This is a genomic window from Streptomyces neyagawaensis, assembly GCF_023516595.1.
Classification (GTDB): Bacteria; Actinomycetota; Actinomycetes; order Streptomycetales; family Streptomycetaceae; genus Streptomyces; species Streptomyces neyagawaensis.
Window position 1 is genome coordinate 86,812 of sequence record NZ_JAMGBG010000013.1, and the last position, 16,282, is coordinate 103,093.

Annotated in this window: 14 protein-coding genes; 7 read left to right on the forward strand and 7 right to left on the reverse strand. The window is 72.5% G+C overall.

The features are described 5' to 3' along the window. Positions 1-12: 12 nt before the first annotated feature. Positions 13-3,648, reverse strand: a complete 3,636-nt coding sequence (locus M8J73_RS08630) for an AfsR/SARP family transcriptional regulator (protein WP_249828414.1) — start codon at positions 3,646-3,648, stop codon at positions 13-15. Between the two features lie 222 nt (positions 3,649-3,870). Here M8J73_RS08630 and M8J73_RS08635 point away from each other — a divergent pair, with 222 nt between their 5' ends. Further along, entirely contained in the window at positions 3,871-4,671 is an 801-nt protein-coding gene (locus M8J73_RS08635) for a site-2 protease family protein (protein ID WP_055537198.1), read from the forward strand. A 24-nt stretch (positions 4,672-4,695) separates the two neighbouring features. Here M8J73_RS08635 and M8J73_RS08640 read toward each other — a convergent pair whose 3' ends face one another. The 3 genes from M8J73_RS08640 to M8J73_RS08650 form a co-directional block, all read right to left on the reverse strand. After that, positions 4,696-4,905: a hypothetical protein gene (locus M8J73_RS08640; protein WP_249828415.1), complete on the reverse strand. Its 210-nt coding sequence runs from the start codon at positions 4,903-4,905 to the stop codon at positions 4,696-4,698. Positions 4,906-5,018: 113 nt separating this feature from the next. Further along, entirely contained in the window at positions 5,019-5,765 is a 747-nt protein-coding gene (gene npdG, locus M8J73_RS08645; RefSeq protein WP_055543128.1) for an NADPH-dependent F420 reductase, read from the reverse strand. A 51-nt stretch (positions 5,766-5,816) separates the two neighbouring features. Further along, the gene (locus M8J73_RS08650) at positions 5,817-6,971 is read right to left on the reverse strand and encodes a sialidase family protein (RefSeq protein ID WP_249828416.1); all 1,155 of its coding nucleotides are present in this window, start codon (positions 6,969-6,971) and stop codon (positions 5,817-5,819) included. Positions 6,972-7,091: 120 nt separating this feature from the next. Between M8J73_RS08650 and M8J73_RS08655 the strand changes: the two genes are divergently transcribed. Continuing rightward, complete coding sequence (locus M8J73_RS08655; RefSeq protein ID WP_249828417.1) at positions 7,092-7,694, forward strand: hypothetical protein; 603 nt, start codon at positions 7,092-7,094, stop codon at positions 7,692-7,694. A gap of 642 nt (positions 7,695-8,336) precedes the next feature. Next, positions 8,337-9,602: an MFS transporter gene (locus M8J73_RS08660; protein ID WP_249828418.1), complete on the forward strand. Its 1,266-nt coding sequence runs from the start codon at positions 8,337-8,339 to the stop codon at positions 9,600-9,602. Positions 9,603-10,116: 514 nt separating this feature from the next. Here M8J73_RS08660 and M8J73_RS08665 read toward each other — a convergent pair. Together M8J73_RS08665 and M8J73_RS08670 are read right to left on the reverse strand one after the other, a co-directional pair. Beyond that, the gene (locus M8J73_RS08665) at positions 10,117-10,332 is read right to left on the reverse strand and encodes a hypothetical protein (RefSeq protein WP_099964910.1); all 216 of its coding nucleotides are present in this window, start codon (positions 10,330-10,332) and stop codon (positions 10,117-10,119) included. A 145-nt stretch (positions 10,333-10,477) separates the two neighbouring features. After that, positions 10,478-10,711 (reverse strand): hypothetical protein, encoded by a 234-nt coding sequence (locus tag M8J73_RS08670; RefSeq protein WP_249828419.1) that lies wholly within the window; start codon positions 10,709-10,711, stop codon positions 10,478-10,480. A 67-nt stretch (positions 10,712-10,778) separates the two neighbouring features. On the opposite strand from M8J73_RS08670, the gene map reads away from it, so the two are divergent. Together map and M8J73_RS08680 are read left to right on the forward strand one after the other, a co-directional pair. Continuing rightward, positions 10,779-11,636 carry a type I methionyl aminopeptidase gene (gene map / locus M8J73_RS08675; RefSeq protein WP_249828420.1) on the forward strand — a complete coding sequence of 286 codons (858 nt, stop codon included), beginning with the start codon at positions 10,779-10,781 and terminating at the stop codon, positions 11,634-11,636. 284 nt (positions 11,637-11,920) lie between these two features. Continuing rightward, a complete protein-coding gene (locus M8J73_RS08680) occupies positions 11,921-12,589 on the forward strand; it encodes a biliverdin-producing heme oxygenase (protein ID WP_249828421.1) in 669 nt (222 codons plus the stop codon). Between the two features lie 170 nt (positions 12,590-12,759). On the opposite strand, the gene M8J73_RS08685 is transcribed toward M8J73_RS08680, so the two are convergent. Continuing rightward, positions 12,760-13,404: a PhzF family phenazine biosynthesis protein gene (locus M8J73_RS08685; RefSeq protein ID WP_055537712.1), complete on the reverse strand. Its 645-nt coding sequence runs from the start codon at positions 13,402-13,404 to the stop codon at positions 12,760-12,762. A gap of 341 nt (positions 13,405-13,745) precedes the next feature. Here M8J73_RS08685 and efeO point away from each other — a divergent pair, with 341 nt between their 5' ends. Beyond that, complete coding sequence (efeO, locus tag M8J73_RS08690) at positions 13,746-14,897, forward strand: iron uptake system protein EfeO (protein WP_055537711.1); 1,152 nt, start codon at positions 13,746-13,748, stop codon at positions 14,895-14,897. A 23-nt stretch (positions 14,898-14,920) separates the two neighbouring features. Next, complete coding sequence (gene efeB / locus M8J73_RS08695; protein ID WP_079054720.1) at positions 14,921-16,282, forward strand: iron uptake transporter deferrochelatase/peroxidase subunit; 1,362 nt, start codon at positions 14,921-14,923, stop codon at positions 16,280-16,282.

Here is a 16,282-nt window from a genome sequence, read left to right on the forward strand (position 1 = left end):
ACGGGCGTCGGGTCAGGGCGCCGGACGTGTGCCGGACGGGCCCTGGATCAGGGCGCCGGCCTCCTCCAGGGTGAGTCCGGCTCCCTCCGCGTACGCCGCCTCGTACGCCTCGTCGTCCAGTCGGGCCCTGACCTCGACCTCCGCCTGCGCGCGTCCCTCGGCCTCCAGCGGGCTGGGGTGGTGGCCGCGCGGGAGATGGGCGTCGGAGGCGCCCAGGAGCCGGGCCGCGTCCCCGGCGCGGGCACCGCCGTCCACGCCGCTGACGGCGACGGCGGCGGTGACGAGGTGGGAGGCGGGCAGCTGGGGGGTGATCGTCTGGGCCAGCGGGTCCATGGCCTGCTCGAACGCCTTCCGGATGCGTTCGCGGGCCTCGGTGTGGCGTCCGTCCATGGTCATCAGCCATGCCTCGAGGCCGAGGACGAAGCCGGCGAACAGCACGAAGTCGACGGCCTCGAACTCCTCGCGCAGCCGTGTGATGTGCCGCCACGCCTCCTCCAGGCGCCCGGTGCGGCCGAACCAGATGGCGAGGTAGAGACGGGCCGCGGGCAGCGCCTCCTTGGGCGTGTCGTGCCGCGCCAGCACGTCCAGCAGCATCTTCTCGCCGAGTTCGGCCTCCCCGCACTCCAGGAGCACATTGCCGAGCCGGACCCCGAGGACGCCCGAGTGGGCGTTGGTGCCGATCCGTTCGGCGTGGACGATGGCCCGCCGGTAGTCGGCCGCGGCGAGGTCGAACCGGCCCGTGCGCTCGCGGCTCATGGCGCGCGCCGAGAGCGCCTCGGCGGCGACCCAGGCGTCCCCCAGCCGTTCGCACAGCTCCAGCGCCTCGTCGGCGTCGCGGGTGGCGTCGCCGGACCAGTCGCTGCGGTTGGCGAGGATGTTGGCCCGCATGTGCAGGGCCTGGGCCAGCTCCCAGGTGTAGCCGAGGTCACGGGCGGTGGCGATGCTCGCGTCGAGGATCTCCCGCAGCCGCTCCATGTCGCCGGAGAGCACGACGGCGTAGAACCACATGAAGCCCGGGAAGCGGCAGGTCTGCGGCTGGCCCGGACGGTAGGTGTCCCGGATGACCTGGAGCTTCTGCTGCCCTTCGGGGGTCTCCCAGACGGAGATCTCCATGTCCATGCAGGCGAGATGGACGAGGTGGAGTGCGCGCCGGGCCTCGTCGAGCACCTCGGGGCGCATCGGCGGCGGGCTGTCGGTGAGGCCCTCGAGCAGATCGGGAACGGGGCGGGCCGGCGGGGCGAACGGGTCGGGACTGAGCGCCATGACCTGGGTGGCCCAGTGCCGGGCCTCGGTCTTCAGGTCGCGCATCTGCCAGTACCAGGCGAGCGACAGGATCAGGCAGAGCGCCTCCTGCTCGTCGCGTTCGGCGACGGCGTGCCGCAGGGCGGTGCGGAGGTTCTCGTACTCCAGCTCCAGCAGTTCGTTGGCCCTGCGCTGGCCGGAGCCGCGCAGCAACGGGGCGGTGGTGCGGGCGAGTTCGCGGTAGTACGTGCGGTGGGCGAGTTCGGCGGCGGGGCGGGTGCCGGCCTCGGCGAGGCGGGCGCCGGCGTACTCGGTGACGGTCTCCAGGAGCCGGTAGCGCATCCCGCCGTTCGTGGTGGGGGCCGCGACGACGAGGGACTTGTCGACGAGGGAGCCGAGCGCCTCCAGCGCGGCGGGGCCGCAGACGGCCTCCGCGGCGGCGAGGTCGCAGCCGCCGGCGAACACGGACAGCCGCCGCAGGACGTCCCGTTCCTCCTCGTCGAGGAGTTCCCAGGACCAGTCGACGACCGCGCGCAGGGTCTGCTGGCGGGGCAGGACGGTGCGGCTGCCGGAGGTGAGGAGCCGGAAGCGGTCGTCGAGCCGGTCGGCGATCTGGCGCGGTGTCAGCATGCGCAGCCGTGCCGCCGCGAGTTCGATCGCGAGGGGGAGGCCGTCGAGGCGGCGGCAGATCTCGGCGGCGGCCTCCGGGTCGTCGGCGACGGTGAAGCCGGGCCGGGCGGCGGCGCCCCGGTCGGCGAGCAGCCGCAGTGCGTGGGGCTGGTCGAGGGGTTCCACCGGCCGCACCAACTCCCCCGGCACGCCGAGGGGTTCGCGGCTGGTGGCGAGGACGGTCAGGCCGGGGCAGTGCTGGAGGAGATGCTCGACGAGGTGGGCGGCGGCGGCCACGACATGTTCGCAGTTGTCGAGGATGAGCAGCATCCGGCGTCTGGCGCAGTGCTCGGTGAGCCGGCCCAGGGGGTCGTCGTGGCGGTCGGAGACCACGCGCATCTCCTCGGCGCCGGCTCCGCGCAGGACGGTCTCGCGGGCGCCGAGGGCGGTGACGACGGCCTCCGGGACGTCGGCGGGGTCGTCGACAGGGGCGAGTTCGACGAGCCAGACACCGTCGGGAGCGGACGCCGCGACCGCCTCGCCGGCCTCCTGCGAGAGCCGGGTCTTCCCGGCGCCGCCGGGCCCGAGGAGGGTGACCAGGCGGGCGGCGGTCAGGTCGGTGCGGATGGTGTCGATATCGGCGTCCCGGCCCACGAAGGAGGTGAGCCGGGCCCGAAGGTTGCCACGCGGACGCCCGTCCTCCACGGGCTGCCGCCCGGGGGCCGGCTGGACGGGGCCACCGTCGGGGGCCGACTGGACGGGGCCACCGTCAGGGGCGGGCCGACCGGGGCGGGCATGAGGGACCGGCTGACCGGGGCGGCCCCTGCCGGCGGGCGACGGGGCGAGGTGGCCGCCGGCGGGCGACGGGGCGGCATGGCCGTCGGCGGTGGGCGAGACGCCGCGGCCATCGGCGGAGGGCGAGACGCCGCGCCCATCGGCGGAGGGCAGGACGCCGCGCCCATCGGCGGAGGGCAGGACGCCGCGCCCATCGGCGGAGGGCAGGACGCCGCGCCCATCGGCGGAGGGCAGGACGGCGCGGCCGCCGAGGGAGGGCGGGGTGCCGTGGCCGTCGGTGTGGAGTAGTTCCTCGTGCAGGGACCGTAGTTCGGGGCCCGGGTCCGTGCCGAGGCGGTGGGCCAGGAGGCGGCGTACGGAGTCGTACGCGGCCAGGGCCTCCGCCGGGCGGCCGGTGTCGCGCAGGGCGCGTAGCCGGAGGCACTGGAGGGGCTCGTCGAGGGGGTGCGTGTCGCACAGGGCGGTGAGTTCGGCGAGGGCGGTCCCGGCGCGGCCGAGGGCGAGCGCGGCGGTGAGGCGGGCCCGCTGCGCGTCGAGTCGGCGGGTCTCCCAGCGGGCGGCCTCGGCGGTCCGGTCGGGCAGGTCGGCGAGCGGCGGGTCCTGCCAGAGGGCGAGCGCGTCGTCGAGGACGTCGGCCGCCTTGGCGGGGTCGCCGTCGGCCAGCGCGCGGGCGCCCTCGGCCGCGAGACGGTCGAAGCGGTGCAGGTCGATGTCGTCGGGGGCTGCGGTGAGCCGGTAGCCGCCGTGCGCCGACAGGATCGCGTCCGGGCCGAGCGCCCGGCGCAGCCGGCCCACCAGCGCCTGGAGCGCGCCGCTCGCGTCGACGGGCGGGTCACCGGCCCACACCTCGTCGACCAGCGTGGCCGCGGTGACCGTGCGGCCCGGGCGCAGCGCGAGCACGGTCAGCAGGGCGCGCAGCCGGGCGCCGCCGACCGGGACCGGGGTGCCGTCGGCGTGCGATGCCTGGGTGGTGCCGAGGATGCGGTAACGCACGGGGTCCATTGTCTCCGTCGGTTCGATGCCGGTGGCCGGGCCGTCGCGGGGGGCCTGCCGGGACGGCCCTCGACCGCCGACCGTACGTCCCCCGACCGTACGTCCCCGCCTTCATGTCCCCCACCTTCCTAGGAACCAGGAGGTGACCGCGAGACGTTTTCGCCTTGCGCCCGGTACGGTCGGGCAGTCCATACGAGTGATCGACACGTCCACGAGTGCCCTAGGAGCCCCATGACCACCGCCGCGTCCCGCCGGAGCGACCGGAGGATCAGCCCCGTCTTCATGGGGATCGTGGCCGTCATGGCGGTCACGGGCTGGGCCACCTGGACCGGGTTCGCCGAGCAGCCCGGGCTGGCCGTCTTCCTGTTCGTGACGTCGGCGTGGATCGTCTCGCTCTGTCTGCACGAGTACGCCCACGCCCGTACCGCCCTGCACAGCGGCGACATCTCGATCGGCGCGAAGGGCTATCTCACGCTCAACCCGCTGAAGTACACGCACGCCCTGCTCAGCATCGTGCTGCCGGTCGTGTTCGTGATCATGGGCGGTATCGGTCTGCCGGGCGGTGCCGTCTTCATCGAGCGGAACCGGATCCAGGGCCGCTGGAAGCACAGCCTGATCTCGGCGTCCGGCCCTCTGACGAACGTGCTGTTCGCCGCGGTCTGCACGGCGCCGTTCTGGCTGGGGGTGACGGACGGGGTGCCGGCGGCGTTCCTGTTCGCCCTCGCGTTCCTGGCGATGCTCCAGGTCACGGCGGCGATCCTGAACTTCCTGCCGGTGCCGGGCCTCGACGGCTACGGCGTGATCGAGCCCTGGCTGTCGTACAGGATCCGCCGTCAGGTGGAGCCGCTCGCGCCGTTCGGGCTGCTGCTCGTCTTCGCGGTGCTGTGGATCCCGGCGGTCAACGGCGTGTTCTGGGACGTGATCGACGCGTTCATGCGGGGCCTCGGCATCGAGGACCAGCTCTCCGACTGCGGCTACTGGCTGTACCGCTTCTGGCGTGAGGACAGCGACGTGTGCCTGACCGGTCTGTGACGTCCGGTGGGCTGAGGCGGGGCCTCAGCTCGCGGCGGACTGGCGCTCCATCTTCGCGCGGCGCGCGTAGTACCAGGCCATGTTGGACGACAGCCCGGCCATCAGCACCCACACCACACCCAGCCAGCTGCCCCGGGCGAAGGACACCACGGCCGCGGTGATCGCGAGCAGACAGACGACGAGGGCGTAGACGGCGAGGCGCCGGGCCGGGCCGGGTGGGGGCAAGGGGGGCATGGGAGTCGGCTCCTGACAGGGCGGTCGGACGAGGCGGTACGACAGGGTCGTGACGACGAGGTCGTGACGACGGGGTCGTACGGCGTCCAGTGTCCCCCATGCCCGGCGCGGCCTCACACGTCGGTCAGGCGGATCCCGGCGTGCGCCTTGTAGCGGCGATTCACGGAGATCAGGTTGGCGACCAGCGCCTCCACCTGGTGGGCATTGCGCAGCCGGCCCGCGAAGACGCCCCGCATACCGGGGATGCGACCCGCCAGCGCCTGCACGATCTCGACGTCGGCCCGGACCTCGCCGAGCACCATCACATCGGTGTCGATCTCCTCGATCGCCGGGTCCTCCAGAAGGACCGCGGACAGGTGGTGGAAGGCGGCGGTGACCCGTGAGTCCGGCAGCAGGGCGGCGGCCTGCTCGGCGGCGCTGCCCTCCTCCGGCTTGAGCGCGTAAGCGCCCTTCTTGTCGAAGCCGAGCGGGTTGACACAGTCGACGACGAGCTTGCCGGCCAGTTCCTCGCGCAGGGACTCCAGGGTCTTGGCGTGCCCGTCCCACGGCACCGCGACGATCACGATGTCGCTGCGGCGCGCGGTCTCGGCGTTGTCCGCGCCCTCCACGCCGTGGCCGAGTTCCTCGGCGGCGGCCTGCGCGCGGTCGGCGGCCCGCGAGCCGATGATCACCTTCTGGCCGGCCTTGGCGAAGCGGTACGCGAGGCCCTTGCCCTGCGGCCCGGTGCCCCCGAGCACGCCGATGACGAGCCCGGAGACATCGGGGAGGTCCCAGGGGTCCTTGACCGGGGCCTTGGCGGGCGCCGCACCGGGGGTCTCGGGCGTACCGGGGGTCGTCTGTGCACTGTCAGTAGAGGTCATGGGCTGACTTTACGTGCGCGGTCGTGGCGGGGGTGGGCCGGGCACGGGCGGTTACCGGAGGGCGGTGACAGGGATCCTGCGGAACGTGATCGTCTCGTACGCGCTGAAGTCGCCCGTCTCGTAGAGGAGCCCGACCGTGTGCTCGTCGACGCGGACGAGGTCGGAGTACGCGGCGGGCAGCCCGTCGACGGTGTGGGCGACCCGCCAGGTCGTGCCGTGGTCGGTGCTGGCCCATACGGTCATCAGGGCGCGGAAGCCGGGGTCGGCGGGGCCGGAGTAGAGGAGCAGGTCGGGGCCGCTCAGATCGGGGTCGCTCAGCTGGAGGAGGCTGCCCTCGACGACCGGGCCGACGAGGCCCGCCTGCGGCCGGAACGGCTTGACCAGGCTCGCGCCACCGTCGGCGGAGTACGCGTCGGCGCGGGTTCCGGGGGCCGGGGAGTCGTTGCGGGTGTTGAAGTAGACGCGTCCGTCGGGGAGTTCCGCGGCGGTGGTCTCGTTGACGTTGATGTAGCCGTCGGTGTTGTCGTCGACGTAGCCGATCCGCCAGGTCTCGCCGCGGTCGTCGCTGAGCAGGCAGTGGCCGCCGTTGTACTTGCCCTCCGTGCCGTTGTCGGTGCCCGTCGGCGGGAGGGAGTGGTTGGCGGGGACGACGACGCGGCCGGAGCTCAGCTGGATCGCGTGCCCGGGGGTGGTGGCGTACCAGCGCCACTCCCTCTTCTTGGTGTCCTCGGTGATCTCCCGGGGGCTCGACCAGGTCTCCCCCTCGTCGTCGCTGTGCCGCACCCAGACCCGCCGCCCGTCCGCGGCGCTCACGGTGCCCCGGCGGATGGCGTCCTCGGTGGCGGACGCGGCGTTCCTGACGTGGACGAGCAGGATGCGGCCGGTGTCCAGCACCACGGGGGCGGGGTTGCCCGCGAGGCCGTCCCCGTTCTCGGCGGCGACCCGCAGCGGGCCCCAGCTGCGACCGCCGTCCGTCGACCGCTTCACCACGATGTCGATGTTCCCGAAGTCCTCCCGCCCGCCGACCCGCCCCTCGCAGAAGGCCAGCAGAGCGCCGGACGCCGTACGCACGACCGCCGGGATCCGAAAGCTGGCGTAGCCTTCGCGGCCGGCTCGGAAGGGGGTGCTGGATTCGGGGGTGGTGGTCTCGGGAGCAGTGGATTCGGGAGTAGTGCATTCGGGGGTGGTGTCGGCCGTGGGGGGCATGAGGGGCTCCTTGGGTTGCGGGATGTGGGTGCGGGGCTGACTCGCCGTGCGTGCCCGGCTCGGGCGAAATCGCGGTGAACACCGGGTCACGAGTGGCCGGTTGCGGCAGGATGCTGGCGCATGGATGCCATACGGGTCGCGTTGTTGCGCGAGGTGCTCGCCGGGACCGAGTGGCTGGGGGCGACACGGCGGTTCGCGGGGATACTGCGGCGGTCCGTGGAGTCGTACGGGGGCGGACTACTCCTCGTCGGCACCGCCGAGTACGAGCCGTGGCACCTCGCGGCGCATCTGGTGGACGAGGCGGCCTGGTCCGGGACCCCGGAGCTGTCCCCCACGCTCGTACGGCATGCCACGCGCCCCTCGGATCCGGCGCACCTCGCGGTCGGGCTGGGCCGGCTGTCAAAGGCCCGCCGGGGCGAGACCCTGCTCGTGGTGGCGCCGTCCGCGCCGGGGGCCGGTCTGCTGGAGCGGGTCGACGACGCGCGGCGGGCCGGGGCGAGGGTCCTCGCGCTGGACACCGGGCACCGGGAGCTGGACACGATGGCCCACGAGGCGCTGGTGGCGCCGGACGAGCGGGAGGTCGACCTCGACACCGTGCAGCACCTGGTCAGCGCGGCGGCCGGGGAGAACGTGGTGCCCCGGCGGAGGGGGCGGGGCGGGTTGCGTGACCGTCTGTCCCGACTGGCGGACCACCTGACGTCCCCACCGCCGGCCCGGTGGTGACGGATCTCGCCCACTCACCCACCCGACTCGCTCGTGTGAGCTGCCTTCGGAAGACGGGTCGCCGCTGCGGGCAGCCGGGGTGGAGAGGTGACGCGAGAGAAGGGCGGCCGAGGTGATGGGGGAGGCGAGAGAGGGGCGGCCGAAGGCACGGGGGACGCGAGAGAAGGGCGGCCGAGGTCATGGGGACGGGGACGGGCTGGTTGGGGGGAGGGCAGGGGAAGGCCGAGTTGGAAGTGGGCGGGGCCTGAAAAAACTGGTTGCTCCAGGCGGTGGCGCGGCTGAGCATGGGGCGGCGTGAGTAGATCCGATGACGACGAGTGCGCCTCTGCCGCTGCCTCGACCACGCGTTCACCAGCGGCCGTTCCCTCGCCTTCGGCTCCGCCCGCAGAGGCGTCCCCCACGGCGCTTTCCCCCACGGCTTCGCACGCACCGACATCCCCTGTAGCGCCTTCCCCCACGGCGACGCCCGCGCCGCCCTCCTCTCCTTCGGCGCCCCTCCCTCCCGCTTCGCCTGTTCTCGCCGAGGCGTCTCCCCCTTCGGTTTCGCCCGGACTCCCTCCGGCGCCCTCCCCCTCCGCTTCCGCCTCGCCCCCTTCGGCGCCGGTTCCCTCGCCCTCCGGCACGGCCGCGCGGCTCGTTTCGTTGTTGCCGGATCTCGCTCCCTGGCGGGTGTCCGTGGACTTTCGGCGGCTGTGGGTGGCCGGGCTGATCACCAACTTCGGGAGTTTCCTGACCTTCGTCGCGCTGCCCGTACAGATGAAGGAGCTGACGGGGTCGGTCGCGGCGGTCGGGGCCATCGGGGCCGTCGAACTCGTACCGCTCATCGTGTTCGGGCTCTACGGCGGGGCCCTCGCGGACGCCCTCGACAAGCGAGCCCTGATCCTGTGGACCGAGGTCGGGCAGGGCCTGCTGTGCGCGGCGCTCCTCGTGAACGCGTTGCTGCCCGAGCCGTTCGTGTGGCCGCTGTACCTCGTCGCCGCCCTCTCCTCCGCGCTCGTCGCGGTGCAACGGCCGGCCCTCGACTCCATCGTCCCCCGGATCGTCCCGCACGAGCATCTGCCGGCCGCCGCCTCCCTCAACTCGCTGCGGTGGACCGTCGGCGGTGTCGCCGCGCCCGCCCTCGCCGGGGTGGTCGTCGCGTACGCCGGGCTGGGCTGGGCGTACGCGGCGGATCTCGCGACGTTCGTCGTCTCCGTCGCCCTGGCCGTGGGGCTGGCGCCCTCCCCCGCCTCGCACGAGGCCGCGAAGCCGTCGTGGCGGTCGATCGCGGAGGGCGCGCGGTACGCCTGGAGCCGGAAGGAACTGCTCGGTACGTACGCCGTCGATCTCGCCGCCATGTTCCTGGCGATGCCGTTGGCCGTACTGCCGTTCCTCGCGGACGAGTTGGACGCGGAGTGGTCGCTGGGGCTGATGTACGCGGCGCTGCCGACCGGGGCGCTGCTGGTGACGTTGACCAGCGGGTGGACGTCTCGGGTGCATCGGCACGGGCGGATGGTGGTGCTGGCGGCGGCGTTGTGGGGGCTGTCCGTGGTGGGGGCGGGGCTGGTGCGTGAGGTGTGGCTGGTGCTGGCGTTCCTGGTGCTGGGCGGGGGCTTCGACATGGTCAGCGGGATCTTCCGGGCGGCCATGTGGAACCAGACCATCCCCGACGAGTTGCGGGGGCGGCTCGCCGGGATCGAGCTGCTGTCGTACTCCGTGGGGCCCCAGCTGGGGCAGGTGCGGGCGGGGGCGATGGCCGCGTGGACGTCGGTGCGGGCGTCCGTGTGGGCCGGTGGGGTGTTGTGTGTGGCGGCGGTGGGGGTGTTGGCGGTGTGTCTGCCAAAGCTGATGACGTATGACGTGCGGACGAATGAGCATGCGGTGCGGATGCGGGCGGGGCGGGCGCTTGCCCACCCGCCCGGCCCGTGACTCCCCGGTCGCACGTGCGGGTCTCCCGTGGGGGGCGGCGCCGTCGGCGACTGCGGGCCACCGCATTGCCCCGCCCCGCACCGCCCGACACTCCCCAGTCACACGTGCGGGTCTCCCGCGAGGGGCCGGCGCCGTCGGCGACTGCGGGCCACCGCATTGCCCCGCCCCGCACCGCCCGACACTCCCCCATCACACGTACGGGTCTCCCGTGGGGGGCCGGCGCCGTCGGCGACTGCGGGCCACCGCATTGCCCCGCCCCGCACCGCCCGACACTCCCCCATCACACGTACGGGTCTCCCGTGGGGGGCCGGCGCCGTCGGCGACTGCGGGCCACCGCATTGCCCCGCCCCGCACCGCCCGACACTCCCCCATCACACGTACGGGTCTCCCGTGGGGGGCCGGCGCCGTCGGCGACTGCGGGCCACCGCATTGCCCCGCCCCGCACCGCCCGACACTCCCCCATCACCCGTACGGGTCTCCCATGGGGGGCGGCGGCGTTGGCGGGTCTCGGGTGTTACGGGGTCCACGTGTTTGGGCCTCCGCCTCGCCATTCGATCAAGGCGGACTGGGCCACGTACGTCTCGTCGGCGTCCTCGATGCCCGCCCGGCGGAGGAACTCGCCGATGTCGCGGAGGTCGTACGCGCGGCCCAGGATCTCGCCGTCCACGCGTACGCGGCGGCCCCCGTCCTCGTCGGGCGGGTACACGACCACGGGCATCGCAGAAGCCATACCGTCAGCCTCGCCCAAGCCGGTGCGGATCGCACCCCCACTCACACGGCCACTTTTCCGTCCCGGCCGCCGGAGCGGCGGGGGCGCCGTCACCACGACCCGTCGGCCCACCCCCGGGCACCGTCGCCCCGCCCCGCCCCGGCGGTCAGCCCTCGCGGCCGTCCTCGCCCGTCGGGGCGTCCTGCCAGCGGGGGTCGTTCTCCCATTCCGCGTTGCGGTCGCGGGCCGTCTCCATCGCGCGGGTGGCCTCCTCGCGGCTGGCGTACGGGCCCATGCGGTCCTTGCCGGGGCAGTCCGGGCCCTCCTCCACCTTCTTGTGCTCCAGGCAGTAGTACCACTCGCCGGGCTTGCCGGCCGCGCGGCGTTTGAACAGGGGCATGGCCTGAGTTCCCTTCACCAGTCGTCACCGACATGGTCCCCCACCACCGCTGGTTAAACTCGCTGGCATGTCTGGCCAGTCGCTGCTCGCACCGGGGACGCTCTCCCCCGCCCGCTCCGTCCCGGGGCACATCCGCCGCCCCGAGTACGTGGGCAAGCCCTCCCCCACCCCGTACACCGGACCCGAGGTGCAGACGCCCGAGACGATCGAGGCGATGCGGATCGCCGGGCGGATCGCGGCCCGGGCGATGGCCGAGGCCGCCAAGCACATCGCCCCCGGCGTCACCACCGACGAGCTGGACCGCGTCGCCCACGAGTACATGTGCGACCACGGGGCCTACCCCTCCACCCTCGGCTACCGAGGCTTCCCCAAGTCGCTGTGCACCTCCGTCAACGAGGTCATCTGCCACGGCATCCCCGACTCGACCGTGCTGCGCGACGGCGACATCGTCAACCTCGACGTGACGGCGTACATCGGCGGCGTCCACGGCGACAACAACGCCACGTACCTCGTGGGTGACGTCGACGAGGAGTCGAAGCTGCTCGTCGAGCGGACCCGCGAGTCCCTCACCCGCGCCATCAAGGCCGTCAAGCCGGGGCGGCAGATCAACATCATCGGGCGGGTCATCGAGTCGTACGCCAAGCGGTTCGGGTACGGGGTCGTGCGCGACTTCACGGGGCACGGGATCAACTCGTCGTTCCACTCCGGGCTGATCATCCCGCACTACGACTCCCCGCACGCCACGACCGTGATGCAGCCCGGAATGACCTTCACGATCGAGCCGATGCTCACCCTCGGGTCGTACGACTACGACATGTGGGACGACGGCTGGACGGTCGTGACCAAGGACCGCAAGCGCACCGCCCAGTTCGAGCACACGCTGGTCGTCACGGAGACAGGGGCGGACATCCTCACCCTCCCGTGACACCCGGAGCCCTGTCGTGACAGCGGCACGCGCCGTGACACCCAGCACCCTTCCGTGACACCCGGCCCGCCCGCGGGCCCACCCGCGCCGTGCCACCCCACCCGCCTTCGGCCCTCCCGGGCCCCAGGCGGGTTTTTTCATCTCGTCCTCATTCCATGTGGGAGTCGTGATGATCCGGGGTACCGTTTTTACCGACAGGGAGTCGGGAACCTGTTGACTTAGGTAAGCCTAACCACCGAAACTGAGCACAGCTTCTCGTCTCCCCCTAGGCATCGGAGGCCTTCATGAACGCGTCGGTCACCTCGGACACGGCGTTCTCCACGCTCATCCGCACCGCGTCGCACGAGCAGCACACCGAGGCGGAGACCACGACGTTCATGGGCGACATGCTCGGCGGCAAACTCGGCGTCGAGGCGTACACGCGGTACACCGAGCAGCTGTGGTTCGTGTACGAGGCACTGGAGAGCGGCGCGCGGGCACTGGTCGACGACCCGGTCGCCGGGCCGTTCATCCAGCCGGAGCTGATGCGGCTGGCCGCGCTGGAGCGGGACCTGGGGCATCTACGCGGGCCGCGCTGGCGTTCGACGCTCTCGGCACTGCCGGCGACGGAGGCGTACGCGGCGCGGGTCGCCGAGTGCGCGCGGAGCTGGCCCGGCGGTTATGTGGCCCACCACTACACGCGCTATCTCGGCGATCTCTCCGGCGGGCAGATCATCCGGGACCGGGCCGAGAAGACATGGGGCTTCGAGCGGAAGGGCGACGGCGTCCGCTTCTACGTGTTCGAGGACATCGCCAATCCGGCCGCGTTCAAGCGGGGGTACCGCGAGCTGCTGGACCGGGTGCGGGCGGACGATCTGGAGAAGCAGCGGATCGTGAGCGAGTGCAAGCGGGCGTTCGCCCTGAACACGGCGGTGTTCCTGGCCCTGGGCGAGGAGTTCCCCCTGTCCGCGTGAGGCGTGCGGCGGAGCGGTCGGGACGGACCGGCCGCACCGCCACCTCAGCGTTCCGCACCGCTACCTCATCGCTCCGCGCCGCTACCTCATCGCTCCGCGCCGCTACCTCATCACTCCGCACCGCCACCTCAGCGTTCCGCACCGCTACCTCACCGTTCCGGACCGCTTCCTCAGCGCTCCAGGAACACCCTTCCGCCGACCTCCACCCAGCCGTGCGGCTGTGGGGCCGTCAGGAGCTGGGAGCCCGCGCCCTGGGTGATGTTCAGGGCGCGGCCCAGCTGGGCGGTGAGCTGGAGGGCTGCCGCGCCGGTGGCCTCGTCCTCGTCGATGCCGTCGTCGCGGCCGGGGAAGGCGCGGGCCCGGATCCGGCCGGCGGCCTCGTCCTCCCAGGCCCAGGCGTAGATCCACTCACCGGGCGGCGGGACCGTGAGGTCGTCGATCTCGGCGGCGGTGCCGTACTGACGGAAAGTGCGGGGCGGCGCCCATTCGGGCAGGGCCTCGATCCAGCTGAACTCGCCGTCCAGCCGGGCGCCGACGACACCGGCCGGGGTGACCAGTTCGGGTACGTCGAGGAGCCAGGCCGTGCCGACGCAGGGGTACCCGGCGAACGGCAGGCGCAGCGTGGGGGTGTAGATGTCGATGACTCCGCGCTCGGGGTCGTCCACGAACACGGTCTCGCTGAAGCCGAGTTTGGCGGCGAACGCCTGGCGGTCGGCACGGTCGGGCATCACGGAGCCCTCGCGGACGACGCCCAGTTCGTTGCCGTATCCGCCGCCGGGCCCGCAGAACACCCGCAGCACATCGAAGTCAGTCACATGCGGAATTGAAGCATCACCCGGGCCACTCGGTCGCTTTTCCCCCGGTCACCGGCGGGCGGTCGCGGCGTCCCGCGTCCTCGGACCGGTGATGTCTTGATCACAGGGCCGGTGATGTCTTGATCACACCGAAACGGGGTTCTTGACCGCGGAATGGGAAACTTGACCGGCCCTTGACTGAACGATGGGTCCTGTTTTGGGCCACCGTGATCGGGCCGTGCTCGTACGGGCGCCGGGGCGCGGGCTTCACTGGAGGCACGGCATCTGGTGAGGTAAGCCTCAGATAACTTGGGGCAGCCTCACCTTATCTGTGTGTTCCCCTGTCCTTCCTTGGAGCCGAAATGCGCCCCCTCAGACTGTCCTTCGTCACCGCCGCCACGACCGTCGCGGCCCTGACCGCCGTCACGGGCTGCACCGAGAAGAGCAGCGCGGGCGCGGACGGGGTCATCGCGGTGACCGCGACCGACACCAAGTGCGAGGTGTCGAAGAAGGAGTTCCCGGCCGGGCACGTCGAGCTGGACATCGAGAACAAGGGCTCGAAGGTCACCGAGGTCTACCTCCTCTTCCCCGACGACCGTGTCGTCACCGAGCGCGAGAACATCGGCCCCGGCACCAAGCAGAAGGTCACCGCCGAGGTGAAGGCGGGCGACTACCGGATCGCGTGCAAGCCGGGCATGAAGGGCGACGGCATACGGCAGGACGTCACCGCGACCGGTTCCGGCAAGGTGGCGAAGCGCGACCCGCGGCTGGACGAGGCCGTGGCCTCGTACCGCAAGTACGTGCAGACGCAGGCCAACGAGACGATCCCGCTGGTGAAGGTGTTCGCCGAGGCCGTCAAGGACGGCGACGTCGAGGCGGCGAAGAAGGCGTACGCGCCCTCCCGCATCGGCTGGGAGCGCACCGAGCCGGTCGCCGAGTCCTTCGGTGACATCGACCCGAAGGTCGATGTCCGCGAGGACGGTCTGGAGGAGGGCCAGGACCCGGAGAAGGACTGGACCGGCTGGCACCGTCTGGAGCGCTCGCTGTGGAAGGACGGCAAGCTCACCGACCGTGACTCCGAGCTGGCCGACCAGCTGGTGAAGGACCTGGTCGACTGGCAGAAGCGGGTCGGCAAGGCGGAGATCACCCCGACCTCCATGGCCAACGGCGCCAAGGAACTCCTCGACGAGGTCGCCACCGGCAAGGTCACCGGCGAGGAGGAGCGCTACTCGCACACCGACCTCGTCGACTTCAAGGCGAACGTCGAGGGCGCCGAGGAGTCGTACAAGCTGCTGAAGGCCGTCGCCGCCGAGAACGACCCGGAGCTGACGAAGGAACTCGACAAGCAGTTCACGGCGCTGAACACGCTGCTCGACAAGTACCGCGCGGACAAGACGGGTTACGACTTCGTCTCCTACGACAAGGTCAGCAAGGCCGAGCAGAACAAGCTGTCGGACGCGGTGAACGCGCTCGCCGAGCCGCTCTCGCAGCTCGCAGCGGCGGTCGTGAAGTAGGCGACGGAAGAGAGTCGGCAGTCATGACGGACACCACCCAGAACACCACCGACGGCACCGGGGACGGGGTCGCCGGCACCGACGGCACGACCGGCGACGACACCGCCTCGACCGACACCGCGGGGGCCGGCACCCCGGCCGGTGACGGCTCGCGGGCGCCGTCGCGGCGGGCGCTGATCGGCTGGGGCGGTGCCGGCCTCGCGCTCGGCGCCGCCGTCGCCGGGGGCGCCGTGGCCGTGGCCCGTCCGGGCGAGGACACCGTGGAGACGGTGGCCGCCGGCGGTCCCATCGCCTTCCACGGCACCCACCAGGCCGGTATCGCGACGCCGGTGCAGGACCGGCTGCACTTCGCCGCGTTCGACGTGGAGACGGACGACCGCGAGGCGTTCGTGGCAATGCTGAAGGACTGGACGGAGGCCGCGCGCCGGATGACCGCCGGGAAGGCGGTCGGCGACGGCGCGTACGGCGGTCTCGCGGAGGCGCCCCCGGACGACACCGGGGAGGCGCTGGGGCTGAAGCCGTCCCGGCTGACCCTCACCGTCGGCTTCGGGCCCTCGCTGTTCGAGCGGTTCGGGCTGGCGAAGCAGCGCCCCGAGGCGCTGGTGGACCTGCCGCAGTTCGCCGGCGACAACCTGGACCGGGCCCGCAGCGGCGGCGACCTGTGCGTCCAGGCGTGCGCGGACGATCCGCAGGTCGCGGTGCACGCCATCCGCAACCTAGCCCGCATCGGCTTCGGCAAGGTGTCGGTGCGCTGGTCCCAGCTCGGCTTCGGCAAGACCTCGTCGACCACGCCCGAGGCGCAGACCCCCCGCAACCTCATGGGGTTCAAGGACGGCACCCGCAACATCGCGGGCACGGAGACCGCCCGTCTGAAGAAGCACGTGTGGGTGGACGAGAAGGACGGGCCCGCCTGGATGGCCGGCGGCTCGTACCTGGTGGCCCGGCGCATCCGGATGCACATCGAGCCCTGGGACCGGACCTCGCTCCAGGAGCAGGAGGACATCTTCGGCCGCGACAAGGGCGAGGGCGCGCCCGTCGGCAAGGCGAAGGAGCGGGACGAGCCGTTCCTGAAGGCGATGAAGCCCGACGCGCACGTACGGCTCGCGCACCCCGACTCCAACGGCGGGGCGACGATCCTGCGCCGCGGCTACTCGTTCACCGACGGCACCGACGGCCTGGGCCGCCTGGACGCGGGGCTGTTCTTCCTCGCGTACCAGCGGGACGTGCGCAAGGGGTTCATCCCGATCCAGCGCAACCTGGCCACGGACGCGCTCAACGAGTACATCCAGCACGTGGGTTCGGCGATCTTCGCCGTCCCGCCCGGCGTCCGCGACGCGGACGACTGGTGGGGACGGGCGCTGTTCTCCTCGACGACGGAGGGCTGA